This is a genomic window from Streptomyces sp. NPDC037242, from assembly GCF_055604165.1.
Map to the genome: position 1 here is coordinate 49,251 of NZ_JBVJUY010000035.1, position 24,072 is coordinate 73,322.

The 24,072-nt window shown below is 72.0% G+C and carries 24 protein-coding genes and 1 pseudogene; 7 read left to right on the top strand and 18 right to left on the bottom strand.

Annotated elements, in window-relative coordinates:
- The first annotated feature begins 17 nt into the window (after positions 1-17).
- A complete protein-coding gene (locus ACZ7GJ_RS31675; protein WP_470756444.1) occupies positions 18-1,121 on the top strand; it encodes an amidohydrolase family protein in 1,104 nt (367 codons plus the stop codon).
- Positions 1,122-1,222: 101 nt separating this feature from the next.
- Here the strand turns inward: ACZ7GJ_RS31675 and ACZ7GJ_RS31680 are convergent, their stop codons facing one another.
- On the bottom strand, positions 1,223-2,707 hold the full coding sequence (locus ACZ7GJ_RS31680; RefSeq protein WP_470756446.1) for an MFS transporter: 1,485 nt from the start codon (positions 2,705-2,707) through the stop codon (positions 1,223-1,225).
- Between the two features lie 230 nt (positions 2,708-2,937).
- Here ACZ7GJ_RS31680 and ACZ7GJ_RS31685 point away from each other — a divergent pair, with 230 nt between their 5' ends.
- Together ACZ7GJ_RS31685 and ACZ7GJ_RS31690 are read left to right on the top strand one after the other, a co-directional pair.
- Complete coding sequence (locus ACZ7GJ_RS31685; protein WP_470756448.1) at positions 2,938-3,534, top strand: hypothetical protein; 597 nt, start codon at positions 2,938-2,940, stop codon at positions 3,532-3,534.
- 231 nt (positions 3,535-3,765) lie between these two features.
- The gene (locus ACZ7GJ_RS31690; RefSeq protein WP_470756515.1) at positions 3,766-5,727 is read left to right on the top strand and encodes a flavin monoamine oxidase family protein; all 1,962 of its coding nucleotides are present in this window, start codon (positions 3,766-3,768) and stop codon (positions 5,725-5,727) included.
- Between the two features lie 9 nt (positions 5,728-5,736).
- Here ACZ7GJ_RS31690 and ACZ7GJ_RS31695 read toward each other — a convergent pair whose 3' ends face one another.
- The 4 genes from ACZ7GJ_RS31695 to ACZ7GJ_RS31710 all read right to left on the bottom strand — a co-directional run bounded on the left by ACZ7GJ_RS31695 (position 5,737) and on the right by ACZ7GJ_RS31710 (position 9,423).
- Positions 5,737-6,546, bottom strand: a complete 810-nt coding sequence (locus ACZ7GJ_RS31695) for a hypothetical protein (RefSeq protein ID WP_470756450.1) — start codon at positions 6,544-6,546, stop codon at positions 5,737-5,739.
- Between the two features lie 179 nt (positions 6,547-6,725).
- Positions 6,726-8,543, bottom strand: a complete 1,818-nt coding sequence (locus ACZ7GJ_RS31700; protein ID WP_470756452.1) for an IclR family transcriptional regulator domain-containing protein — start codon at positions 8,541-8,543, stop codon at positions 6,726-6,728.
- Between the two features lie 5 nt (positions 8,544-8,548).
- Positions 8,549-9,151, bottom strand: coding sequence for an RNA polymerase sigma factor (locus ACZ7GJ_RS31705; RefSeq protein WP_470756454.1), 603 nt, complete (start codon positions 9,149-9,151; stop codon positions 8,549-8,551).
- The gene (locus tag ACZ7GJ_RS31710) at positions 9,148-9,423 is read right to left on the bottom strand and encodes a hypothetical protein (protein WP_393818983.1); all 276 of its coding nucleotides are present in this window, start codon (positions 9,421-9,423) and stop codon (positions 9,148-9,150) included. Before ACZ7GJ_RS31710 ends, ACZ7GJ_RS31705 begins: the two co-directional genes overlap by 4 nt.
- 180 nt (positions 9,424-9,603) lie before the next feature.
- Here ACZ7GJ_RS31710 and ACZ7GJ_RS31715 point away from each other — a divergent pair, with 180 nt between their 5' ends.
- Complete coding sequence (locus tag ACZ7GJ_RS31715; RefSeq protein WP_470756456.1) at positions 9,604-10,194, top strand: GNAT family N-acetyltransferase; 591 nt, start codon at positions 9,604-9,606, stop codon at positions 10,192-10,194.
- Positions 10,195-10,272: 78 nt separating this feature from the next.
- Here ACZ7GJ_RS31715 and infA read toward each other — a convergent pair whose 3' ends face one another.
- Both infA and ACZ7GJ_RS31725 read right to left on the bottom strand, forming a co-directional pair.
- Positions 10,273-10,494, bottom strand: coding sequence for a translation initiation factor IF-1 (infA, locus tag ACZ7GJ_RS31720; RefSeq protein ID WP_365916960.1), 222 nt, complete (start codon positions 10,492-10,494; stop codon positions 10,273-10,275).
- 93 nt (positions 10,495-10,587) lie between these two features.
- Positions 10,588-11,382, bottom strand: coding sequence for a GNAT family N-acetyltransferase (locus ACZ7GJ_RS31725; RefSeq protein ID WP_470756459.1), 795 nt, complete (start codon positions 11,380-11,382; stop codon positions 10,588-10,590).
- 282 nt (positions 11,383-11,664) lie between these two features.
- Between ACZ7GJ_RS31725 and ACZ7GJ_RS31730 the strand changes: the two genes are divergently transcribed.
- Genes ACZ7GJ_RS31730 through ACZ7GJ_RS31740 form a run of 3 tightly spaced genes read left to right on the top strand, consistent with a single transcriptional unit; the run spans position 11,665 to position 14,917 of the window.
- The gene (locus tag ACZ7GJ_RS31730; RefSeq protein WP_470756461.1) at positions 11,665-12,618 is read left to right on the top strand and encodes an ABC transporter ATP-binding protein; all 954 of its coding nucleotides are present in this window, start codon (positions 11,665-11,667) and stop codon (positions 12,616-12,618) included.
- Complete coding sequence (locus ACZ7GJ_RS31735) at positions 12,615-14,144, top strand: DUF1349 domain-containing protein (protein WP_470756463.1); 1,530 nt, start codon at positions 12,615-12,617, stop codon at positions 14,142-14,144. The genes ACZ7GJ_RS31730 and ACZ7GJ_RS31735 overlap by 4 nt, the downstream gene beginning before the upstream one ends.
- Positions 14,141-14,917, top strand: coding sequence for an ABC transporter permease (locus ACZ7GJ_RS31740; protein ID WP_470756465.1), 777 nt, complete (start codon positions 14,141-14,143; stop codon positions 14,915-14,917). The genes ACZ7GJ_RS31735 and ACZ7GJ_RS31740 overlap by 4 nt, the downstream gene beginning before the upstream one ends.
- Here the strand turns inward: ACZ7GJ_RS31740 and ACZ7GJ_RS31745 are convergent.
- From ACZ7GJ_RS31745 to ACZ7GJ_RS31795, 11 genes and pseudogenes are all read right to left on the bottom strand, one after another.
- Positions 14,914-15,750 (bottom strand): annotated as a pseudogene (locus tag ACZ7GJ_RS31745) (VanW family protein); the annotation flags it as partial. The gene ACZ7GJ_RS31740 and the pseudogene ACZ7GJ_RS31745 overlap by 4 nt on opposite strands.
- A 194-nt stretch (positions 15,751-15,944) precedes the next feature.
- Positions 15,945-17,234, bottom strand: a complete 1,290-nt coding sequence (locus tag ACZ7GJ_RS31750; RefSeq protein WP_470756467.1) for an MFS transporter — start codon at positions 17,232-17,234, stop codon at positions 15,945-15,947.
- Positions 17,231-18,607 (bottom strand): GH1 family beta-glucosidase, encoded by a 1,377-nt coding sequence (locus ACZ7GJ_RS31755; RefSeq protein WP_470756469.1) that lies wholly within the window; start codon positions 18,605-18,607, stop codon positions 17,231-17,233. The genes ACZ7GJ_RS31750 and ACZ7GJ_RS31755 overlap by 4 nt, the downstream gene beginning before the upstream one ends.
- A gap of 129 nt (positions 18,608-18,736) precedes the next feature.
- Positions 18,737-19,600 carry an alpha/beta fold hydrolase gene (locus tag ACZ7GJ_RS31760; protein ID WP_470756471.1) on the bottom strand — a complete coding sequence of 288 codons (864 nt, stop codon included), beginning with the start codon at positions 19,598-19,600 and terminating at the stop codon, positions 18,737-18,739.
- A gap of 59 nt (positions 19,601-19,659) precedes the next feature.
- Entirely contained in the window at positions 19,660-20,037 is a 378-nt protein-coding gene (locus tag ACZ7GJ_RS31765) for a ribosomal protein L7/L12 (RefSeq protein WP_470756473.1), read from the bottom strand.
- A 14-nt stretch (positions 20,038-20,051) separates the two neighbouring features.
- Positions 20,052-20,681: a class I SAM-dependent methyltransferase gene (locus ACZ7GJ_RS31770; protein WP_470756475.1), complete on the bottom strand. Its 630-nt coding sequence runs from the start codon at positions 20,679-20,681 to the stop codon at positions 20,052-20,054.
- A 30-nt stretch (positions 20,682-20,711) separates the two neighbouring features.
- Complete coding sequence (locus ACZ7GJ_RS31775; RefSeq protein ID WP_470756476.1) at positions 20,712-21,368, bottom strand: class I SAM-dependent methyltransferase; 657 nt, start codon at positions 21,366-21,368, stop codon at positions 20,712-20,714.
- A 12-nt stretch (positions 21,369-21,380) separates the two neighbouring features.
- The gene (locus ACZ7GJ_RS31780) at positions 21,381-22,445 is read right to left on the bottom strand and encodes a cation diffusion facilitator family transporter (protein WP_470756478.1); all 1,065 of its coding nucleotides are present in this window, start codon (positions 22,443-22,445) and stop codon (positions 21,381-21,383) included.
- Positions 22,446-22,550: 105 nt separating this feature from the next.
- Positions 22,551-23,177 carry a hypothetical protein gene (locus tag ACZ7GJ_RS31785; protein WP_470756480.1) on the bottom strand — a complete coding sequence of 209 codons (627 nt, stop codon included), beginning with the start codon at positions 23,175-23,177 and terminating at the stop codon, positions 22,551-22,553.
- Between the two features lie 35 nt (positions 23,178-23,212).
- Positions 23,213-23,449, bottom strand: coding sequence for a helix-turn-helix domain-containing protein (locus ACZ7GJ_RS31790; protein ID WP_470756482.1), 237 nt, complete (start codon positions 23,447-23,449; stop codon positions 23,213-23,215).
- Positions 23,449-24,036 (bottom strand): DUF2975 domain-containing protein, encoded by a 588-nt coding sequence (locus tag ACZ7GJ_RS31795; RefSeq protein WP_470756484.1) that lies wholly within the window; start codon positions 24,034-24,036, stop codon positions 23,449-23,451. The genes ACZ7GJ_RS31790 and ACZ7GJ_RS31795 overlap by 1 nt, the downstream gene beginning before the upstream one ends.
- Between the last annotated feature and the right edge of the window lie 36 nt (positions 24,037-24,072).

A 24,072-nucleotide genomic window follows, 5' to 3' on the forward strand; every position in this document is an offset into this window, starting at 1 on the left:
ATGGGTGGTGGATCGGCATGCCGAATTCCGGGAGCACGCCCGGCCTGAACTTCGAGGAACTGTCCGCGGACAAGGTGCCGGTCTCCGTCGTCGGGGCCGGCGAACAGGTACGCGAGCCACGCGCGGCAGGAGGCGACGCACCTCCGGACCCGGACCACGGGCAGGGAGCCCAGTCGAAGATCGACATGCACCACCACTTCTGCGCACCGGAATGGCGCGAGTGGGCCGCACAACACGGGTTGATCGACCCCGCACAGTTGCCCCGATGGGCGCACCTCGGCGCCGAGGACGCCATCCGCTTCATGGACAGCGCGGGGATCGGGACCGCCGTGCTCAAGCCCATGCTGCCCGCGCGCTACCGTTCATCGGCGCAGCTGCGTGAAGCCATCAACATCACCTTGCGTTCGATGATGAACGTCGCGCAGGAGCATCCGGCCAGGTTCTCGTTCTACGTCCCGCTGTTCCTGGACGACCTCGAAGCGTCCTCGTGGGCCGTGCGCCGCGGACTGGGGCAACTCGGCGCCGTCGGCGTGAACGTGACGGCCAACTACGGGGGCGTGTACCTCGGAGATCCCGCCTACGACCAGATCTTCGCCGAGCTGAACGACTTCTCGGCCGTGGTGGACACCCATCCGCACCACCTGCCGGGGGGCCGGCCCGGTGCGATGACGCTTCCCGGCATCCCCAACTTCATGTGTGACTTCCTGCTGGACACCACCCGGGCCGCCGTCAACATGATCAGCAGGAGGACCCTGGACCGCTTCCCCGACCTCTCCGTCATCCTGCCCCACGCCGGCGGGTTCCTGCCGTACATCGCCCATCGTCTCCAGGCCCTCGGACGGTTCTGTGACCCGCCGCTCGACCCTGCGGCCGTCCGCCACCACCTGGGGCGCTTCTACTACGACACGGCAGGGCCCATGGCGCCGGCCGCGACGCTCCTCGCCCATGTGCCCGCCGACCGCATCCTCTTCGGCACCGACTGGCCGGCCGCGCCCGAGGACACGGTCACGGACCTCGCGCTCCCCGCTCTGGAGGCGGACCCGGCCTTCACCCCTGAGCAACTGACGGGGATCTACCGCGACAACGCCCTGCGACTGATTCCGCAGCTGGCAACGGTCTGACCCCGCCGGGCCCTCGACCGGACCCCGCGCCCCGACCGGGGGCGCGGGGTCCGGCGTGTTCAGGGGTACGGGGCCTGCGGGTCGCGGGGGCTACGAGCCGGTCACCGCGGCCCGCCCGGCGTGGGGCCGGGACCCGCCGGGCCGGGACCCGCCGAGGCGGGGCGGCCGGGGAGGAAGAGGGAGCCGATGGCCGCACCGGAGGTGAAGAGGGCGGCGAAGAGGAAGGCGTGGCCGTAGCCGGCAGTGAGGGCCCGTACCCCGGGGCTGGCGTGGCCGTCGGCGGAGTAGGAGGCGATGGCGGCGAGGATCGCGAGGCCGAGTGCGCCGCCGACCTGGCGGGAGGTGTTGACCAGCCCGGAGGCCAGTCCCGCTTCGCGCGGCTGGATGCCGGTGGTGGCCGCGGCGGTGACGGGCAGCATGGACATCCCCAGCCCGAGGGCGCAGAGCACGAAGGGCGCGGCCACGTCGGTGGTGAAGGAGCCGCCGACGGCGATGCGCGAGAGCCACAGGAAGCCGAGGGTGCTGACGGCCATGCCGGTGACCAGCAGGGGGCGCGGGCCGATGCGGCGCACGAGGTGGGTGGAGGTCCGGGTGCCGAGGATGACCGCGAGGCAGCCGGGCAGGAACAACAGGCCGGTCTTCAGGGCGCTGAAGCCGAGGACCTGCTGCATGTAGAGGGAGAGCAGGAACCACATCGCGAACATCGCGGAGCCCACGCAGATCATGACCAGGTTGGCGATGGCCAGGGTACGGCGGCGCAGGACGGCGAGGGGGACCAGCGGGGCGGCGACCTTCGACTCGATGACGACGAAGGCGGCCAGGAGCAGGATGCCGACGGCAAGGGCCGCCCAGACCTGGGGGGAGGCCCAGGACGAGCTCTCGGTGGAGATGATCCCGTAGACCAGGGCGGTCAGGCCGACGGTGACCGACAGCGCGCCCGGCAGGTCCAGGCGGCTCAGGCCGCCGCGGCTGCCGTGCGTCGCGGGCGCGTAGAGGAACGCGGCGGCGAGGATCGCGATCCCGATGGGCACGTTGACGAAGAAGACCCAGCGCCAGCCGGTGTACTCGGTCAGGAGCCCGCCGATCACCGCGCCGGCCGCGCCGCCGACGGCGTTGACCGAGCTCCAGGCGCCCATCGCGCGGGTACGGGCGCGGGGCTCGGTGAAGGTGGTCATGATCAGCGTCAGGGTGGCGGGGGCGAGGATCGCACCCCCGAGGCCCTGGACGGCTCGGGCCGCGATCAGCGTCGTACCGTCGCCGGCGAGTCCGCAGGTGAGCGAGGCGGCCGTGAAGACGCCGAGGCCGACCATGAAGGTGCGGCGGGCGCCCACCAGGTCGGCGGCCCGGCCGCCCAGGAGCAGCAGCCCGGCGAACCCGAGGGTGTAGGCGTTGACGATCCACTGCTGCCCGGCCGGGCTCAGGCCGAGGGAGGTCTTCATGTCCGGGAGGGCGACGTTCACGATGGAGACGTCCAGCACGACCATGAACTGGGCCGCGCAGGCGATCAACAGGATCATCGCCGTCCAGGCGCCACGGCGCTCGGACGGCGCGGGTTCGGTACTGAGCGCGGGCGGAGCACTTGCCATGGGGTTCCTCCGGGGCAGTGGACGGATTCGGGTCGGGAACAAACCCCACCGCATGTCTGCCCCCGCACGGGACCGCCGTCACAGGCGCGCGGCAACCGGGTGACCGGCCGGCCGAGCGCCCTCGCGCCCCGCCACCCGACGGACCGACCGGGCCGGATCGAGGTCTTCGACCCCGTCCCGGGGGCCCCGGCATCACGCCGTCCCTGGACGTCGAACACGGCCGGATCGGTGTGCGCCACACGACAGGCGCCGGCGAGTACCGCATCTACGACCTCGCTGCCTTCAAGCGCCGCGAGTTCACGCCGCTGTACACCTTCCCGGCGTGCTACCGCACCCAGTCGTGGTGTCTGTACGGGGACCTCGTCTACCAGAACGAGGGCAACGCCTACGGGCCGCAGCTTGTCTTCGGTTTCGCCACCCAAGAACCAGGACCGCGCCGCATGGCCCTTTTCGGCATCACCAGCACCACCGACGGCACCGGCGACCACGTCCCGTGGACCAACCTGGACTACGACACCGCCGTCTACGTCCCCAACTCCAGCAACTGCGTGCCGCAGTACCGCCAGCTCGGCATTCGCATCGACCTGCACCTGCGGCTGTCCCGCGTCGACGGCGCCGCGTGGACGAACGGGGAGAAGATCCTCACCCTCCCGCCGCACATCCGCCCCAACCGGACCCAGGGCCTGATCGGCCAGGTGAGCGGTGCCGGGGTCTCCGACTCCCTCACCGTCCGCCGGGAGGTCCTCTCGGACGGCTCGCTGCACGTCTACGACCAGCGCAAGCTCACCGGCTGGATAGGCCTCGACGGCGGCTACTCCACCAGCTGACCGCCTGCAGCAGGCTCTGCCCCTGCGCCTCGGGACGGGTTGGTCTCCCACGCTACGAGTGGGAGGCCGACCCGCCCGTCCGTCCGGGCAGTCCACCCCCAACACGCCCCGCACGAAACTCTGTTCGTCAACACGGGGGTGGCGCGCGACCCACGTCCAGGTGGTACTTGCGCGCGCGGGCGCATTCTGGCCGCTGCGGCTCCGGAGGGCGGCAAGAGTTGGGCCATGATCATGGATCCCGATGCCCACTCCGAAACCCCCGAACCCTCCGCGACCTCCGGCGGGCCCGCACCGGCGCCCTCCCGCAGGCCCTCGCGCCGTACCGTCATCGCCGGCGCGGCCGCCGTCGCGGGAGCCGGCGGACTGACGCTCGCCTTCACCTCCGCCGAGACCTCGCAGGCCGTCCCCGGTGCCGCGGTCGCCGACTGGGACGCCTGCCTGACGATCGCCCGCGCCATCCTCGTACGCGACGAGGAGGACCAGCCGCTCGTACCGCGCTACGCCGACATCCTCCTGAAGAACGGCCTGCCCCGCTCGCGCCGCCCCGGCAAGAGGGTGCTGATCGTCGGCGCCGGACCGGCCGGCCTCACCGCCGCCCACCTCCTGCGCGAAGCAGGCCACCGGGTCACCGTCATCGAGGCCAACGCCAACCGGGTGGGCGGCCGCATCAAGACCTTCCGCGCCGGCGGCCACGAGAACGCCGCCCCGCCCTTCGCCGACCCCAAGCAGTACGCCGAGGCCGGCGCGATGCGCATCCCCGACAGCCACCCGCTCGTCACCGGACTGATGGACGGCCTCGGCCTCAAGCGCCGCCGCTTCCACCTGGTCGACGTGGACGGCGCCGGCCGCCCCGCCTACCGGACGTGGATCCACGTCAACGGAATCCGCGTCCGCCGCGCCGACTACGCGCGCGCCCCGCAGGTGCTCAACCGTTCCTTCGGAGTCCCGAAGGCGTACGAGGCCGTCCCCGCCCCGCAGATCGTCCGCGAAGCCTTCGCCCCCGTGCGCAAGGAGATCGAGGGCAAGAAGGACAAGGACCTCGTCGAGGGCTGGGCGCGCGTCATCCAGCGCTACGGCCACATGTCGATGTATCGCTTCCTGACGGAGGAGGCCGGGCTCGACGAGCGGACCATCGACCTGATCGGAACCGTCGAGAACCTCACCTCCCGCCTGCACCTCGCCTTCGTCCACAGCTTCATCGGCGCCTCGCTGATCAGCCCCGACACCGCCTTCTACGAACTGCCCGGCGGCACCGCCACCCTGGCCGACGCACTGTACGCGCGCGTCAAGGACCTCGTCCGGCTCGACCGCCGCGCCACCCGCATCACCCACGGCGAAGGCGGGGTCACCGTCGAGACCGTCTCCGAGGGCCGCGGCGGCGGCCCCGTGCGCCGCGAGACCTTCACCGGCGACACCGCGATTATCACCGTCCCCTTCTCCGGACTGCGCCACATCCCGATCACCCCCGCGCTCTCCTACGGCAAGCGGCGCGCGATCACCGAGCTGCACTACGACGCCGCCACCAAGGTGCTGCTCGAATTCAGCCGCCGGTGGTGGGAGTTCGACGAGGCCGACTGGAAGCGCGAGCTCGAAGCCGTGCAACCCGGCCTGTACCGGAAGTACCAGACCGGGCAGAGCCCCGCGACCGGAGCCCTGCTCGGCGCCCACTCCTCCGTGCCCGACGGCCACATCACCGACGGCCAGCGCTCCCACTACGCCGCCAGCCGAGTGGTCACCCGCGACGAGCCCGAGGCGGCCGGCGTCATCGGCGGCGGCTCGGCCACCGACAACCCCAACCGCTTCATGTTCCAGCCCTCCTACCCCGTCGAAGGCAGCGCCGGTGGCGTCATGCTGGCCTCGTACAGCTGGTCGGACGACGCCCTGAAGTGGGACTCCCTGGACGACGAGGAGCGCTACCCGCGCGCCCTCGCCGGGGTCCAGGAAGTGTTCGGGCAGCGCATCGAGGTGTTCTACACCGGCGTCGGCCGCACCCAGTCCTGGATGCGCGACCCGTACGCCTACGGTGAGGCGTCCGTACTGCTGCCCGGCCAGCACACCGAGCTCTTCCCCCACGTCCGCAAGGCCGAGGGCAACCTGCACTTCGCGGGCTGCCACACCTCCATCAAGCCCGCGTGGATCGAGGGAGCCCTGGAATCCGCGGTGCGGACGGCCCTGGAAGTACACACGGCGTAGCGGCTCTGCTCAGCCCGGGAAGGAGATCGAGCCCAGCGGCGGGCAGGGCATGAGCATGGTTCCGGCGCCGGGGCGTTCGACGAAGGCCCGGGCGTCGGCGGCCCGCTGGTACCGGGATTCGAGAGCGTCGGCGTGCCAGGCGTCCTGCCTGGCACGGGTGTAGTCCCACGTGTCGTCGATGAGGCTCAGGCTGGTGTTGCCGGAGCTGCGCTGGAACTCCGCCTTCAAGGCGGCCTGTTGGAGTGCGGTCTGGGTCGCGGCGAGGTCGATGCGGGTGATGAAGACGCCGGGGGTGTTCGGTTCGCGGGTCGGCATGGGGGCTTGCGGGAGCATCGATATCCCGGTGTCGAGTCGGCCGATGTTGTCGATGCTCGCTTGCTGGGCGTCCTCCGTCATGATCTGCATTTCCTGGTGCAGCCAGAACAACTCGTCCAGGTCCGCAGGGGTGATGCGCATCCGCTGGTAGAGGGCCTGGAAGCGGGGATCGTGGTGCAGGGGGCGTACGGGGGCGGCGTGGAGCACCACGCAGTCGTTGAAGCCGGCTGTCACCGCGGCGTCGAGATGGAAGATGGCCCGGTCCGTCTGGCCGCGGGCGATGGCCACGACGCTGAGGTTCAGGTGGCCGGCGGCGACGAGCCACGTACCGTCGGGGCCGAGCGCCGTGGCGCGCGCGACGACGTCGTTGAAGCCTGCGACGGGGTCGGCGGCGGCCGAGGAGGAGACACCCTGCCCCGGCGCCACCGCGGGGAGGCCATGGGTCAGGAGCGCCACCAGCAGCTCGTGAACACGGGTGGCCAGTGAGTTGACGGTGTCGACCATGGATCTCCTCGGACCTCGGTGGTGGGAAACGGCGTTGAGTCTGTGGCAACCTCCGCAGGGTAATCGCCGCCTTCACGATCAGGGGGCAACTTCGGTTGGCCGCAAGGATCTTCAGGCCGATACCTGCGCCACCGGTCTGCCCCGGACGAAGGTGGCCGGGGCAGACCGGTGGCGGGTGGTCAGGCGCTGCTGTCCGTGAGGTGGCGGGTGCGCAGTGCCGAGAACTCGTTCAGGCGGGCGGTCAGCCTTCCGTGACGCCCGAAGTGGATGCCGTACCGGTGGGGTTGTTCACTCCTGTGTTCGTGGTCGTGTTCGTGGTCGTCGGTGTGCGATTCGTCGTTCTCGGTGGTGCCGGGTGCCACGAGTCCGGCGGCGGCCGGGACCCACAGCAGGCCCGGGTTCCTGGCCGGGCGGCGCGCAGAGGGATCGCCCGGTGTCGCGGTCCGGGTGGGAGGTGCGGCTCGTCCGGCCGCGCGGGTGTCAGGGCCCGTACGGACGCCGGGGTGGCCCTGGCGCCCGGTTTCGACCACCGGGGGTGCGGAGGCCAGGAGCAGCGACAGCAGCAGGCCGGTTGCCCGGTCGCTCAGGACCCGCGCGATCCCGAGCAGCCGGTGGCGCTGGGCCACGGGCAGGGACAGGGCGACGCAGCCGGCCTGTCCTCCGATGCCGAGCGGTACGGCGACGCACACCTCCTCGCCGGAGTACTCCAAGAGGTCGAACTGGACGGCCTGCGGGCCGTGGTGGTCGATGGACCGGAACAGAGCCGAGGGTTCGGTGATGGTCCGCGGGGTCAACTGGACGGCCTTGCGCCGGGCGAGGTGGTCCATGCGGCTGTCGAAGTCGAGCTGGTGCAGCAGGCTCTTGCCGACCGCACTGGCATGGGCCGCGGCCCGGAAGTCGACCCACTCCTGGACCCGCGGCGCCGTGGGCCCGTCCACGCAGTGGGTGATCGACACCTCGCCCTGCTCGTAGGTGCCGAGGTACACCGCGGCGTCGACGGTGTCGCGCAGCCGCCCCAGGGCATGGTGCAGGATGGTCTGCGGCCCGACACGTCCCGGTCCGGTGGGTCCAGTTGGTCCGTTGGACATCATCTTCAGCAGGGGGCCGGCCATGTAGGACGCGTCGGGAAGGCGCTCGACCAGACCCTGCCCGCACAGCCAGAACAGTAACTGCTCCAGTACCCGGTGGGGCAGGCTGGTGCGAGTGCGGATCCGCTCGCTGTCCACCGGCCGCCCGGCGGAGGCGATGACGTCGAGGACGTCCAGGACCCGCATGGCCGATTCCCAACGCTGCCGCCCCAGCGGCTCGTTCATCTGCTGGGCGGCCGAGGCCACCGCCGCGGCCCGCAGGGCGTACGGGGAGTACTGCCGCGCAGTGGCATCGCCGGCCGGGGCCGGCGCCGGCCCCGGTGCAGAGGCCGGTGCAGGGTCCGGTGCCGGTGCGGGCCGCGGCGGTGCGGCCTCCACAGGCGGCGGGACCGCGCGCGGGGGCGGCGGGTAGGAGTCGAGGACCTGGACGACCGCGGGGACGTAGTCGGGATCCTGCCAGGCCACCGGCTGGTCCTGCGCCCGGGGTAGCTCCGACCGGGCGTGGAGGTCCAGCAGGATCCGCGCGTCACCGTGGCCGAACCGGGCCGCGGCCTCCAGGACCCCGAGTACCTCCTCGCGGACCGTCGCGGCCCGGCCGCGGTCGTACGCCTCCCGCCACAGCGCCACGGCCAGCCGGAAGGCGGCTCCGGGATGCAACTCCATGCAGGCGTTCTTGAGCCAGGTGACTGCCAGGCGCCCATCGCCGAGCCGCAGTGCCCGACTGCCCATCCGGTAGCAGGAATTCGCGTGCTCGTGCCTCGCCGGCGCGTCCGGCCCGACCAGCAGGCCCCAGTCGCCCTCTGGTCGGTCCCAGTAGTCCCTGCGCGGCCGCTGACCGGGCATCCGCTCGGCGGCTGCCCGCGGCCCCCAGGGCCTCAGGAGCGTCTGTCCGATGTCGTTCCTGATCATGCCAGTCACGCGTCCTCTTCCCCGCGCCGGTGCTTCCTGTGGTGTCCCCAGCGGATGAAGGACTGGAGCTCGTCCGTACAGCGGAGATCCCTGGATGCCTTGCTGCTCAGGGAGCGGACCTGCGCGGGCGGGGTCTGCAGGTCTACCGCGATCGTGTTCTCATCGTCGCCCTGGATCTGGGCCTCGGCGACGGCTTTGCGCTTTGAAGGCTTCATGTTCGCTATCGCCTCGAGCGCGAGGAGGAACGCCGGATCGGGTGGCGTCAGCAGCTCATGCTGGTGCACTCCCCGCTCTTCGGCCAGCGGCAGCAGCGCCTCGTCCTCGAGCGGCCGCTCCGGCGAGCGCAGCGCGTCCACGGCGATGTTCCTGGCGACCTGCTTCATGTACGGGAGCACCGGGCGGTCCGGGTCGTTCCGGCCCTCCAGCCACACCCGCAGCGTCCTCTCGTGCGCCTCTTGGGCGAGCTCCTCCCAGTAGTCGTGCATGCTCGGGTAGGCGGTCCGTAACGCGGCCATCACTTTCCGGCCGTACTCCTCGGCGTGGTCGCTGAAATGGAGCCGTACCGCCTTTTGGCGCCGCCGCTCCTCGTCCTCGGAACTACTGCTCACCACGGGCCGCTCTCCTCCTGCCCGTCGTGCGCGGACCCGGTGACGGTATTCCACACCGTCACCCGGCCGCCCTCGGGCAGCTCGTAGCGGATCACCACAGTCGCCGTACGGGCGCACGGCCCGCACCGTGCCGGTGCGCCCACACCGTGCGCGGCGGGGCGGCGCGCGAACCGCCGCCCCATCTCCGCGGCCCAGGGCTGGCAGAACGCGGCGGCCACGGGGACCGAGCCAGCCACGACCGAGAGCAACTCGGTCCAAACCGGGGGTGTCAATTCAGGCTCCAGATCTTCCTGCTCGGAACGACGCAACCTGCGTCACGCCACTACTACGAAGCCCCGGCCGTGGAATTGCCCGGCGACCGATGATGACCGCAATCGCCCGCATGTGATCACGGCACTCAAGCCGCCAACGGGCCGGATCTGTGAGGTCGCAGCTGTGGCAGGATGCTGCAAATGATCTCCAACTCAGGCATACCCGCAGTCGTCCCGGTGGGCCGGATGGCCGCGCAGGACCAGCCGACCCTCGGCCTTCCGGGCGGCCTGGAACTGCGTCCCTGGCAGCTCTCCGACGCCGACGTACTGGTAGCGGCCAGTCGGGATCCCGGGGTCCGGCAGTGGAACCGGCTGTTCGTGGAGAACCGCGAAGACGCGCAGCAGCGGATCGGACGCATGCACGAGCGCTGGCGGGCCGAGCTCAGCGCGATCTGGGCCATCGCACGACCGGGCGGGGAGGCCCTGGGGCTCATCGGCTGGGGCGACATCGACCTCGTCGGCGGCAGCGCCGAGATCGTCTACTGGATACTCCCCTCGGCCCGCGGCGGCGGTGTGGCGGTCGAGGCCGTGAAACGCGTCAGCGAGTGGGCCCTGAACGACCTCGGCCTGCACCGCCTGCGCCTGTGCCACTCGGTCGCCAACCCGGCATCCTGCCGTGTCGCGGAGAAGGCCGGTTACTCGTTCGAGGGCGCCATGCGCAGCGCGCTGCTGCACGCGGACGGATGGCACGACGAGCACCTGCACGCTCTCGTCCAGGGCGACCTGGGGTAACCACCGGGACGTCGCCGGGCCCCGACGGTGACAGACCGTCGGGGCCCGGTGGTTCGCGCCGGTCGGGACCGGCAGCCGTTACCTGTAGCGGTAGAGGATGCGGCCGCGGGTGAGGTCGTAGGGGCTGAGTTCCACGATCACCCGGTCGAAGGGGAGGATCTTGATGTAGTTCTTCCGGATCTTCCCACTGATGTGGGCGAGGACCTTGTGCCCGTTCTCGAGCTCCACCCTGAAGGTGGCGTTACGCAGACACTCGATGACGGTGCCCTCGGTCTCGAGGGCGCCTGCTGTTCTCGGCAAGTTCGCTCACTTCCCCGTGCTGTGACGGTGAGGTTGGGTGATGAAATGAATTGCGGTGTACGCGGTGTACGCGGTGGTTCCGGTGGCGGCGCGTCAGCGGCGCACCAACTCCAGGTTGCAGCCCGCGGGCTGGGCGCCGACGCCCTCGAACAGCGCCATGGCCGCAGCGTTGGCCTCGTCGACCTCGGCCCGTGCGGCCGTGACCCCGGAGCGGTGCAGCCCGCCCAGGACCGAGGCCAGCAGCGCCCTGGCGACGCCGCGGCGGTGCTCATCGGCCCGGACGGCGATCAGGCCGATGCGCGGCTGCCGGGGGATGGGCGCCAGCCGGACCATACCCACGTAGCGATCGGCCCGCACTGCCACCGCGTACTTCGACGGGTCCACGACGATGGCCCCGGCCTGGATCGGAACCTCGGCCGGCATCCGCTGCCAGCCGACCACGGCCCCGACCTCGTCGCGAATCGCGCGGTCCAGGTCGCACAGGGGATCGTACTCGGCCTCTCCGACGGGCAAGATCGTTACGTCGGAGGGGAGTTGCGCGGAGCCGAGGCCGGTGGCCGCCGGGTCGGTGGGCACGAGGTACTCCCGCTCCCGCCGACCGATCGTGAAGCCGGCCCGCTGCCACCCGGACGCAGATTCGAGGTCGCCCTCGCCGACCAGGGCGTGCAGCGGGGCCGGCAGGTCCGCCACCATCGCGGTGGCGAGCCGGTCGAACGCCGCAGCGTGCCAGGCGTCGATGCTGAGGAAGAGGCGCCCGTCGGGCCGGCGCGACGCATCGCCCCGACCGACCTCGCGGCCGTCTTCGACGGCGTGCCATTGGTGTTCCGCGACCCGCGTGATCGCTACGGCGGGATCGTCCGTGCCGGGGGTGGGAGGCATGGGATTCATAGGTGTCGCCCTTTCGTGAGTGCCCTGTCGTTGAGGCACTCCCGGCGACGCCTGCGTCAGCCGCCCACCGTGACGGAAAGGGGGAGTACCCACCTGCATACAGCGTTCATGGGTCTCACCTCCGGGTGTTCGGTCACGTCCTCCGGCACCGTACCAACCGGCGCAGGCCGGCCCCAACTCCTTTTTTCGGCGGACCGGAGCCCGGGCCGGCTGGCGGCGCATAACAGCGGCATGACAGCTCCCGTTCCGCCCCTGTGACGTGCCGCCCCGCACCGTGGGGGCATGAGAGATCACAGCGGCGCGACGATCGAGGTCGTCGGCGTACACAAGCGCTTCGGGCCACAAGTCGCCCTGGAAGACATGACGTTCACGGTGCAGGCAGGCAAGGTCACCGGCTTCGTCGGCCCCAACGGCGCCGGCAAGTCCACCACCATGCGCGTGGTCCTGGGCCTCGACGCGGCCGACGCGGGCACCGCGCTCGTGGCCGGCAGGCCCTACCGGACCCTGCGCGAGCCGCTGCGGTACCTGGGCGCACTGCTGGACGCCTCGGCGGTGCAGCCGAGCCGCAGCGCGCGCAACCACCTGCTGTGGCTGGCCCACTCCCAGGGCCTGCCGGCGCGGCGGGTCGACGAGGTCATCGAGCAGGCGGGGCTGGCCCAGGCCGCCCGCCGCCGGGCGGGCGGTTTCTCGCTCGGCATGCGCCAGCGCCTGGGCATCGCGGCGGCGCTGCTCGGCGACCCGCCCGTGCTCATGCTGGACGAGCCGTTCAACGGACTGGACCCCGACGGAATCGTCTGGATGCGGAGCCTGCTGACCTCCCTGGCCCGGGAGGGGCGCGCGGTGCTCGTCTCCACGCACCTCATGGGCGAACTGGAGGGCATCGCCGGCCACCTCGTGGTGGTCGGCCGCGGGAAGGTCATCGCCGACACGGGCGTGCGCGAGCTGCTCGCCGCCCATGCCCACGGCCGGATCACGGTACGCACCTCCGCCGCCGACCGGGCACGTGCGGTGCTGCACGGCGCCGGGGCGAGCGTGTCCGAGGACACCGCCGAGTCCGGCACCCTCAGCGTGTCGGGCCTGGCGGACGAGCAGGTGGTGGCCGTGCTCAGCCGGAACGCGGTGCCCTTCGCCGAGGTGTCGGCGTACCGCGCGACCCTGGAGGAGGCCTACATGCGGCTCACCCGGGACGCGGTGCAGTACGCCGGCGCCGCGACGGCGGGGGAGGCATCGCGATGAGCCGTACGGCGACCTTCGCGCGGCTGCTGCACGCCGAGTGGACGAAGCTGCGTACCGTACGCGGCTGGGTGCTCGCCCTCGCCGGTGCGTCGCTGGCCACGGTGCTCGTCGGGCTGCTCGGCACGGCCGCGCCGGGCACCTCGGGCTCCGGGGACTCCTCGTACGAATTCCCCGTGGGCCCGGGAGGCGAGGCGGTCAACGACAGCTTCTACTTCGTCCATCGCACGCTCGACGGGGACGGCAGCATCACGGTGCCGGTGACCGCGCTGAGCGGCCTGACCGCCGGCGGCGGGGGCGGGGGCGGCGACGTACCGGGGCCCGCCCAGCCGTGGGCGAAGACGGGCGTCATCGTGAAGGGAAGCCTGAACCAGGGCTCCTCCTACGCGGCGCTGATGCTCACCGGCGGCCACGGGGTGCGGATGCAGTACGACTACACGCACGACCACGGCGTGACGGCCGACAGCGACACCGGCCGGCCCCCGCACTGGCTGCGGCTGGTCCGCGCCGGAGACACCGTGACCGGCTTCGTCTCCGCCGACGGGGCGCGCTGGAGCGAGGTCGGCGCGGCCCGCCTGCCGGACCTCGGCGCCACCGTGCGGGCGGGGCTGTTCACCGCGTCCCCCGAAGCGATGGACCGGAGCGCGGGCCGGGTGGGATTCAGCCCCGCCGTGGCGACGGGCGTCTTCGGACGGCCGGACCTCCTGGGCACATGGCCGGGCCCCGGCTGGACCGGCACCCAGGTGGGCGGCAATGCGGGCACGTCCGGCAGCTACACCAACGCCACCGGCGGCGGCTTCACGCAGACGGGCGACACCTTCACCGTGACCGGAGCCGGGGACATCGCACCGGTGGTGGGCGGCCCGGCGATGGGCCCCGGGTACACGCTGGAGAACTTCCTGGTCGGCGCCTTCGCCGGGCTGGTCCTCGTGATCGCCGTCAGTGCGCTGTCCATCACCGCCGAATACCGGCGCGGGCTGATGCGCAGCACGTTCGCCGCCCACCCGGGACGCGGCCCGGTCCTGGCCGCCAAGGCCCTCACGCTCGGCGCCGCAGCCTTCGCCGCCGGGCTGGTCGCGGCCGCGATCGTGATCCCGCTCGGAGAGCAGGGGGCACGGGGCAGGGGCTTCCGGGTCTTCCCGGTGACCGCGGCCACCGAACTGCGGGTGATGGCCGGCACCGCCCTGCTGTTCGCCGTCACCGCAGTGCTGACCCTCGCGGTGGGCGCCCTGCTTCGGCGCAGCGCCGTGGCCGTGGCCGTGGTCGTGGCGTCGCTGGTGCTGCCGTACATCCTCGCCACGTCCGGCGTGCTCCCGGCGGGAGCCTGCGACTGGCTGCTGAGCGTCACCCCGGCGGCCGGGTTCGCCGTACTGCAGACCCTGCCGCGCCACGCACAGGTGCTGAGCGTGTACGAGCCGTCGACCGGCTACCACCCCCTGTCGCCCGGGGCGGGACTCGCGGTGCTCTGCGGGTACGCCGCGCTCGCCCTGGCCCTGGCCGTGACGCGGATGCGCGGGAGGGACGCATGAGGCACACGCTGCACGCGGAGTGGACGAAGCTGCGTACCACCGGGGGAGCGGGCGGGCTGCTCCTGCTCGCCGTCGTCCTGACCGTGGCCCTGGGCGCCGCCACGGCCGAGGCCGTGAGCTGCCCGGATCCGGGGTGCGGGGAGGACGGCGTCCGGCTGTCCCTGACCGGGGTCGTCCTCGGCCAGGCGGTCGTGGCCGTCGTGGGCGTGCTCATGGTCAGCGGCGAGTACGCGTCCGGCCTGATCCACACCACCTTCGCGGCCCAGCCGCGGCGCGGCGCGGTCTTCGCGGCCAAGGCGACGGTCCTCGCGGCGGTGGTGCTGGCCTCCGGTACGGTCGCGGTCCTCGGGTCCCTGCTGGCCGGGCGGTACATCCTGCCGGGGGGCGGTTTCACCCCGGCCCACGGCTACCCGCCGCTGTCGCTGGCCGACGGGCCGACCCTGCGTGCCGCCGTGGGGTCGGTCATGTACCTCGTACTCGTCGCGCTGCTGAGCCTGGGAGTGGCGACGGCGGTGCGCGAGGGGGCGGCCGCGACCGGGATCGTCCTCGGGCTGCTCTACCTCTTCCCCGTCGTGGCGCGGGTGGTCGGCGACCCGGAGTGGCAGCGCCACCTGCAGCAGATCGCCCCGATGCCCGCGGGCTTGGCCGTCCAGGCCACGAAGGGCCTGGACGCGCTGCCCATCGGCCCCTGGCCCGGCCTGGGCGTCCTCGCCGCGTGGACGGGGGCGGCCCTGCTCGCCGGCGGTCTGCTGGTGGCGCGCCGCGACGTCTAGGGGGTGGCGGTCGGGGTGGCTGTGGGAGCGGCCTGCGGGGTCGCGGGGGTGCTCGGGGCGTCCGTGCTGCCGGGGGTCGACGGCGTGGCGCTGGGCGAGGGGCTCGGCGGGATGCAGACGACCTCGTCGCGCGGGGTGTAGTGGGTGCGGAAGGTCTCCCGGCCGACCTCCCGGCCGCCCCGTACGAAGACGCGGTCGACGGAGACGTCGAAGCCCTCCAGGGGGGTCTGCGCCTCGCAGTCGGGGCCGGTCTCGGTGCGCTTGGCCGGGGGCGTGATGTGGGTGCGCGGGCTGTGGGTCGCGCGTATCTCGTCGTACTTCTTGGTGCCCAGCAGGGTGATCGTCACCGAGGTGTCGGTGGACGTGGCCCGGATGCGGACGGTGTGCCCGGAGTCGTTCTGCCAGCGCAGGTCGAGGGTGCCCCAGGCGACGGTGGCCTCGCGGCCCTCGGGGTAGCGCTCGATGTAGAAGGAGTGGGCCCCGTGCTCCACCGGCTTCAGACCCGCGAAGAACATGGCGTTGTACATGGTCGTCGCGACGGCGGAGACACCGCCGCCGGGCGCCTTCACGTAGCGGCCGTCGTTGATCATGATTCCGTCGACGAAGCCGTTCTCCGTGGTCCGCTCGCCGACCGTCTTGTTGAAGCTCCAGATCTCGCCCGGGCGCACGACCCCGCCGTTGATCAGTTCCACGGCGCGGGCGATGTTGTGGGTGCGGTACGGCGCGGCCGGGAAGGCGACGGTGAAGGAGGAGAGCTTCTGCCCGGCCTCGGCGACGACCGCCCGGTCCGCGGCGCGGTCCGTGGTCCCGTCGGCGGCCGCCGCGGCGGAGGCGGAGAAGCCGCCGAAGCCGAGTGCGACGGCCGCTCCCGCCAGCGTCAGGGCGATGTGCCTGGTGGCTGTACGGCGGTGTGCGCGTCGCATGTGTCTGCCCGTCGCTCTGGAATGTCGGTCGGTGGGTCCAACCATCGTGACCCGATTTCGCCCGAATGGGGCAAAACTGTGCCGATCCTCACGAGGGCCGGGTCTCAGGGCACCGAGCGGATCCGGCGGACCAGCACCGACCCCACCAGGGCGAGGGCCCCCGCCAGCGCGTACAGGGCCGTGTACCCGCCGAAGTGGGTGACGATCGGGGCCGCGACCGCCGGGGCCAGCACCTGGGGCAGGGCGTTGGCGATGTTGATGACGCCCAGGTCCCTGCCCCGGTCCTCCGCTGTCGGCAGTACGTCCGTGAGCAGGGCGAAGTCCACCGAGGTGTACACGCCGAAACCCAGGCCGAGGACGAGCGAGGCGACGATCGCGCCGGTCCAGGTCTGCCAGACCGCGAGCAGCAGGGTGGCCGCGGAGATGACCAGCCCCGACCAGATGACGTAGGACTTCCTGCGGCCGCTGCGGTCGGACCGGATTCCGCTGATCACCACCGTGCAGAGCAGGGTCAGCGCGTTGAGCGCGGTGAGGACCAGTACACCGGTGTCCGCGTCGTCCTCGTAGTGCACCGCGTCGGTCAGGTAGTAGAGCAGGTACATCGTGCTGATCGAGTACGACAGGTTCATCAGGAACCGGGTGAGCCAGGCCCACCCGAAGTCGGGATGGCGGCGCGGGTCGATCCAGAAGCCGGCGAGGAACGTCCCCCATCGCAGGGGCGGCCGGGCGCCCGCGGGCAGCGCGGTGTCGCGCCGCATCAGTACGTACGGGACCGCCGCGAGCACCGAGAAGACCGCGCAGGCCAGGTACCCGGCGCCGATCCCGCCCGCGGCCGTGGCCAGAGCCGTACCCACCAGTACGCCGCAGACCTGGGAGACGCCGAGCCATCCGCCGACCAGCCCCCGCTGCCGGGGCGGCACCTGGTCGGGGACGGCCGCGGTGAGGGCGGCGAACGCGGCGTTGAGGGCGAGCTGGACCAGGCACCAGCCCGCGATCACGGTGGCGACGTTGCGCGCCCCGGCCAGGACCAGCAGCCCGGCGGCCCCGCCGACCACTCCGGCGACCACCCAGGGGATACGGCGGCCCACGGACGCCGTCGTACGGTCCGAGAGCGCCCCGAAGACGGGGTTGGCGACCATGGACACCACCGCTCCCACGCCCGTCACCAGGGCGAGGGTGGACGCCTTGTGGTCGGGGGTGAGGTGTTCGGCCTGGCGCGCCAGGAGCAGTTGCAGCGGGCCGAACCAGCCGACCCAGACCCCGAGGTTGGCGAGGGAGAGCGCGCCCACCCACCGCCCCCCGGCCCGGGGCGGGGCCTCGGCGGCTCCCTTGTCGACGTCCCCGGTTCTTCCGGCCGCCCCGGCCGCCCCGGCCTCCGTTCCCTCGGCGGTCATCTGCCGCTCTTGATCAGGTCGCGGTACCAGGCGAACGACTCCTTGGGCGTCCGGGCCAGCGTCTCGTAGTCCACGTGGACGAGCCCGAACCGCTGCCGATAGCCCTCCGCCCACTCGAAGTTGTCGAGGATCGACCAGATGAAGTAGCCGCGGACGTCGGCGCCCTCCGCCATCGCCTCGTGCAGGGCGCGCACGTGGCCGTCGTGGTAGGCGATCCGGCGGGCGTCGTCGATCCGCCCCGTGGCGGGGTCCGGCCCGTCACCGTACGAGCACCCGTTCTCGGTGATGTACAGGGGCGGCAGCCGGTCGCCGTAGCGCTCGCGCAGGGTGGCGATCAGCTCGCGGAGCCCGTCGGGGACCACGGGCCAGCCGAAGTCGGTGAGTTCGCGCCCCTCGATCTGCCGGATCGCGAAGGGAAGGTCCGACGGTATCTCTATGCCGCCGAACTCGGATCCGGCGGGGGAGGTCGGCTCGGGAGCGCCGACGAGCATCGGGTTGTAGTAGTTGATCCCGTACCAGTCCAGCGGGGCCGAGATCGTCCTGAGGTCCTCCGCCACCGGGCCGGGGAGCAGGGAGGCCAGTCCCTCGTCCGGGTAGGAGCCCGTCAGGATGGGGTCCGCGAAGAGCCGGTTCGTGAGCGTGTCGTACAGCTCGGCGGCCTCCCGGTCGGCGTCGCTCGCGCTCGCCGCCCAGACGGGGCTGTGCGAGACGGCGATGCCGATGCGGGCGGCGCCCTCGGCGCGCAGGGCCTGTACGCCCAGACCGTGGGCCAGGAGCTGGTGGTGGGCCACGGGCAGGGCGTCGAAGACGAGCCGCTTGCCGGGGGCGTGCTCGCCGAGGCCGTAGCCGAGGAGGGTGACCTCGGCGGGTTCGTTGATGGTGATCCACATGGGTACGCGGTCGGCGAGGCGCCGGGCGACCACCGAGGCGTACTCCGCGAACCGTTCGGCGGTCTCACGGACCAGCCACCCGCCCCGTTCCTCCAGGGCGAGCGGGGTGTCCCAGTGGAAGAGGGTGGGCACCGGGGCTATCCCCGAGGCACACAGCTCGTCGACGAGCCGGTCGTAGAAGTCCAGCCCCTTGTCGTTGACCCGGCCGTGGCCGTCGGGCAGGACGCGGGACCAGGAGACCGAGAACCGGTAGGCGTCGACGCCCAGTTCGCCCATCAGTGCCACGTCCTCGCGGTAGCGCCGGTAGTGGTCGGTGGCCACGTCCGCACGCGAGCCGTCCTTGACGCGTCCGGGCTCCCCGGTGAAGGCGTCCCAGGAGGAGGGGCCGCGGCCGTCGGCGGTGGGCGAGCCCTCGATCTGGAAGGCGGAGGCGGAGACCCCCCAGGTGAAGCCGGGCGGGAACTCGGGTACGGGCGCTGCCATGTGGACTCGCTTAGCTCGGTGTGAGTGTGCGGGTTGCTCACGGCACTTTCGGGCGCGCGGACCCGCCCTGTCAATGGAAAGTGAACAATTCTCAACTTTCACCGAAGGGGTGGTGGCGGGCGAGCCGGGTCAGTGGTCAGCAGCCTCCCCGGCTTCCCCGGTATGGGCCAGGACCGCCCGGACGATCGTCACCCAGTCCGCCCGGTCGACCCCGTGGCCCGCGCCCTCCAAGGCCAACAACCGTGCGCCGGGAATGTCTTCGGCCAGCGCCTCGCCGTGCGCGAGCGGGAACATCGGATCGGCCGTCCCGTGGACCACCAGCGTGGGCGCGGTGATCGACGACAGCGGCTCCCGCGCCGACTCGCCCTCGGTGAGCAGGTCGTGGTTGCGCATGGCGGCGAAGTCGTGCGCCCGCGCGACGTCGCGGCGTACGAGGTCCCGGGCGGCCGCCTCGTCGAAGGGGCGCCGGCCTCCGGCGAGCACGCGCGCGTACGCGACCAGGTAGTCGACCACCGAGTCCGCCCGCGACCAGTCGACCTGGGCAGAGGTCGCAAAGCGCATGAACTCGGCTGAAGGAGCGGGCAGTTCACGGCCCCCTCCAACGGCCCGGGAGGTGCTGACCAGAACGAGGGAGAGGACTCGGTCGGCATGCCCGAGCGCGACCAGCTGCGCCAACCCGCCTCCGGCGGAGACGCCCACCACGTGCGCCGCCGGGATCCCGTAGGCGTCGAGCACGCCGAGGGCGTCACCGGCCAGGTCCGCGCCCGTGTACCCGGGCCGGCCCGGCTCGTAGGTCACCGACCGCCCGGTGTCGCGTTGGTCGTAGCGGATCACGAACCGTCCGCCCTCGGCCAGCATCCGGCAGAAGCCCTCCTCCCACCAGAGCATCGAAGCCCCGGTGCCCATGACGAGCAGCACCGGCGGATCAGCCCGGTCACCGAAGGACTCGGTGCACAACTCCACCCCGTGTACGTCTACCAACCGCTCGGCCATCGCCTGCCTCCTCGACTCCGCTGCCGCGAGCGCCCGTTGCCCGAGCCCGGCGCGTGCAGTCAACCGCACCCCGGCGCCCCGGGCACGCCCCGCAGCCACCTCGGCGTGCCGGGGGCGGGGGAGCTTGCCTGGCAGCTCTCGACCGGCCAGTACGGGGACTCGCACGGCCCCGGGTCCAGCCCGACGGCCCCACGGGGAAAGTGGCGATCGCACCACGCGCAGCGCAGGACAGCGCGGGCGCCTGTTGCCTCCAGGCGCCTCGCGGCCTCGTCCGCCACTTCGAACGGCATCTCTTTCACGACAGCGACCGGCGTGGTCTCCAGAAGGACCTTGCTGTGCCAAAGACTCAAGCCCGAGATCGCCCGGACGGCCTGGACGACCTCCAACTTCGCAGTGCCGACCTCGGTCAGCAGCACGCTGAACTGCGGATCTTCCATGACCAATCCACCCCCTAAGGTCGGCGGGCCAGCAGGTGGGCGTCGAGGAAGCCGCGCTCGGAGGCCGGGTCGTGGAGCAGCCGGGCGAAGGGGGTGAGGCCGGCTCCGGTCAGCAGCTCCGCGAAGCGGTCCACCGGCCAGCTGTAGGCGGGCGTCACCTTGTGGTCGAAGCGGACCGGCTCCGGCCCGTCGGTCGCGAAGAACGAGACCAGGAGCAGGCCTCCCGGCGCCAGGACGCGCGCCTGCTCGGCGAGGAGCGCGGGCAGTTCCCCGGGCGGGGTATGGATCATCGAGTAGTGGGCCAGTACGCCGCCGAGCGCGCGGTCCTCGACGGGCAGGCTCTCCATCCGGGCCTCGTCGAACCGCAGCTCCGGATGTGCCCGCCGGGCATGGTCGACCATGCCCGGGGAGAGGTCGAGCCCGAAGGCGTCCACCCCCAAGTCGTGCAGCATGGCCGTCAGATGTCCCGGCCCGCACCCTACGTCGGCCGCTCGCGGGTTGCCCGTCCCGCGCACCAGCTCGGCGAAGGTGCCGAGCATCGCACGCGAGAAGGGATGCGTCTCCAGCCGATCGGCGAACATCGATGCGTAGAGCCCGACGACCCCGTCGTAGGCATCCCTGGTCTCGTTCTGGTATTCCACCACGGGACGAAGCTAACACCCGGGTCCGGGAATTCAGATCCGCGCGATCAGGGCGTAGCGCTCGTCGGTCACCGGGCCGCCCCACAGGGTGGCTTCGGCACTGAGGGGTTGGATGCGCAGGTCGCTGACGAGCGGGCGCACCGCGGCCGCCAGCTCGTCGGCCGTGACGCCCCCGTACCAGGGCAGCGCCTCGGAGCCGACGACGTACGGCACTTCGGCCTGCCCGGCCTCGCGCCAGCGGCCCTCGACAAGAACGAGCAGGCCTCCGGGGCGGATCCGGGACACCCACTCGCCCAAGGCGGCCGCCGGGTCGGGCAGGGTCCACACCAGGTGGCGGCAGAGCAGGACGTCGAACTCCTCCCCTCCCGTGGGCGGCACGGCGGCGTCGCCGACCAGGAACCGGCCCGGCAGGCCGGCGGCCGCCAGCTTGGCCCGGGCGGCCTCCACCATCCGCGGCGCCAGGTCGACCCCGGTCACCCGGTGCCCGGCCTCGGCGATCAGCTCGGAGAGCGACCCGGTGCCGCTGCCCACGTCCAGTACGTCGGCCGGAACGGCCGGCAGCCAGGCGGCCAGCAGCTCCGCCCAGGCGGCCCGGGTGTCAGCAGCCCGCAGGCCGTGGTCCGGCTCGTCGTCGAAGTCCGGGGCGGCGGCGTCCCAGTAGGCGGCGATGGCGGCAGCGGTGTTCGTCATCCGGCGATCCTCTCAGCCGCCACTGACAACGCCCGGAAGGGAGCGCTGGCCGTGGTGGGCCAGGGCCGCGTGCGGGTCGTGGCCGGAGGCGGGGGCGTGGTCGGTATGCACGGTCGCGGCCGTCAGCCTCGGGACCGCGTGGATGAGCGCGTGCTCGGCGGCGACGGCCACCTCATGGGCCATGACGACGGTCAGGCGCGCGTCAACGATGATGTCGGCCTCGGCGCGTAGGGCGTGGCCGATCCACCGCATGCGTACCTGCCCGGTGCCCAGCACTCCCTCCACACCGCGCAACGCCCGCTCCGCGGTGTCGACCAGGACGGGATCGACGCTGTCCATCAGGCGCCGGTAGACCTCGCGAGCCGCGTCCTTGAGGACCAGCAGGATCGCGAGCGTGATCAGCAGGCCGATGACGGGGTCGGCCGTCCGCAGTCCGAGCGCTGCGCCGCCGGCGCCCAACAGGACGGCCAGGGAGGCGAAGCCGTCCGTACGGGCGTGCAGGCCATCCGCGACCAGCGCGGCAGAACCGATCCTCCGGCCCGTGCGGATCCGATAGCGGGCGACCCACTCGTTGCCGGCGAAACCGGTCAGCGCAGCCGCGGAGACCGCCCACAGGTGGGCGACGTCGCGGGGGTTGAACAGCCGGTCGACGGCCACCCAGGCGGCCAGGGCCGCCGACGCGGCGATGGTCGCCACGATGAGGATGCCGGCCAGGTCCTCGGCGCGGCCGTAGCCGTACGTGTAGCGGCGGTTCGCCGCCCTGCGTCCGAGCATGAACGCGATCCCGAGGGGAAGGGCGGTCAGCGCGTCGGCGGCGTTGTGGATCGTGTCGCCGAGCAGCGCCACCGACCCCGAGAGGGCGACGACAGCCGCCTGGACAACGGCAGTGACCCCCAGGACGGCCAGGGAGACCCACAGCGTGCGCATCCCCTCCCGGGAGGCCTCCATCGCCGCATCGACCTTGTCGGTGGCCTCGTGACGGTGCGGCCGCACCAGTTGGCCGAACCGGTGCCGCACACGAGCCGGCCCGTGATCGTGGTGGCGGTCGTGTGCATGGGTGTGCGGATTCGCGTCCATGCGGTTCACCGTGGCACACGGATCCGCTTGCGGCTACAACCGTCCTACGCCCTGTGACCAGGTGCGATTCACCCGCAATAGAGGGCCCGCCGCAGCTCCGTCGGATCAGGCCTGCGGCAGCTCGCCGTCGGCCGAGCGACGGCCCCCGTAGGAGGCGACCAACGCGTCCGCCACGATTGCCGCGTCCTCATCGGCCACGTCCCCCGGGTACTCCGGCAGCAGGTCGTCCCAAATGGTCATCCACGACCCGTACAACTGGGCCTGCCCCTCGGGACGGGCGAAGAACCAGATGTGCAGGTGGGCGCCGCCGTCTCCGATGCGGTAGACGTGGGCCCGCGCGATGTGCGGCAGCGCTTGCACATGGCGGGCGATGTGAGTGCTCAACATGCCCAGTTCGGCCGCCAGTTCGTCGGGCAGGTCCGCCAGGTCGAAGTGGTCGAGCGGGTGCAGCATCAGCACCAGCGGCACCCCGACTCCCGTGATCCGGGTGAGCCGCCAGCGCTCGTTGAACCAGATCCCCTCGTCCCTGCTGCGGCACGAGTCGCAGTCCGACGGATCCTCGCCGTGCCGCGCGGGTTCGGGCAGAACCGGCGGGCGCAGCGGCGCGACGCGCAGGCCGTCCGACTCGAACGGGCTGATGTCCCACCCCGTCATACGGGAGAGCGGGAGCCGCTGTTCACCGTCCGCAGCGGTAGTTGCATGGTCGTAGAACTCGTCAGGTCGCAAAGCCATGCCCGAAGACTACTGTTGTTCGATGTCGACCGACCTCAGCCGGGGCCACTGGACGGGTCGTGGGTGATCAGGTCTCCCGGCTGGCACCCGAGGACCTCGCAGATCCTCGACAGGGTCGAGAAGCGGATGGCCTTGGCCCGGTCGTTCTTGAGCACGGACAGGTTGACGACCGTGATCCCCACCTGCGCGGACAGTTCGGTGAGCGTCATGCCGCGCTCGGCGAGGAGCCGGTCGAGGTGGATCCGGATGGAGTGGAGCTCCTCCTCGGACATCAGATGGTCCCTTCGAGGTCCTCCCGCATGCGCACGCCCTCGCGCATGATACGCCCCATGATCACCGCGGCGAGTCCGGTGAGGACGAGCACCTGCGGTCCGGAGACCGTCGGCCCGGAACCGATGATGGGCGCCATGCTCCCGACGAGCCAGGACTGCGACCACCCGACGATCAGACCGGTCAGCGGCGTGCCCACGGCGACGAACCAGCCGAGGACGGAGAGCCGCTTCGACACTTCCTCCGTGAACGGCCCCCGCAGCTGTACGGCCTTCAGCAGCCGGGAGAAGAGCAGCAGCGCGAGGGAGCCGAAGAGCAGCCACGGCAGTTCGCTCCCGAGGTCGGCGGCGCGCTGACCCGCCGAGGGGTCGCCCTGGCAGAGGCTCGTGGCACTGCTGGTCGCGTTCACCTCTTTGCCGACCGGCAGGCCGTCCGGCGCCAGGGTGGCATTGCGCCAGAAGTCGGTCTGTACGCAGACCTCCCCGTCGTCGAGCACGTGCGTGACCCCGGTGCCGAGGAAGGCGAGCCCGCAGAGCACTGCCAGTACAAAGGTCACCGAGGACAGGATCCTCGTGAGTCGCGTGTTCATCGCACCCCTCCCTATCGACTTTCGATATGTCCAACA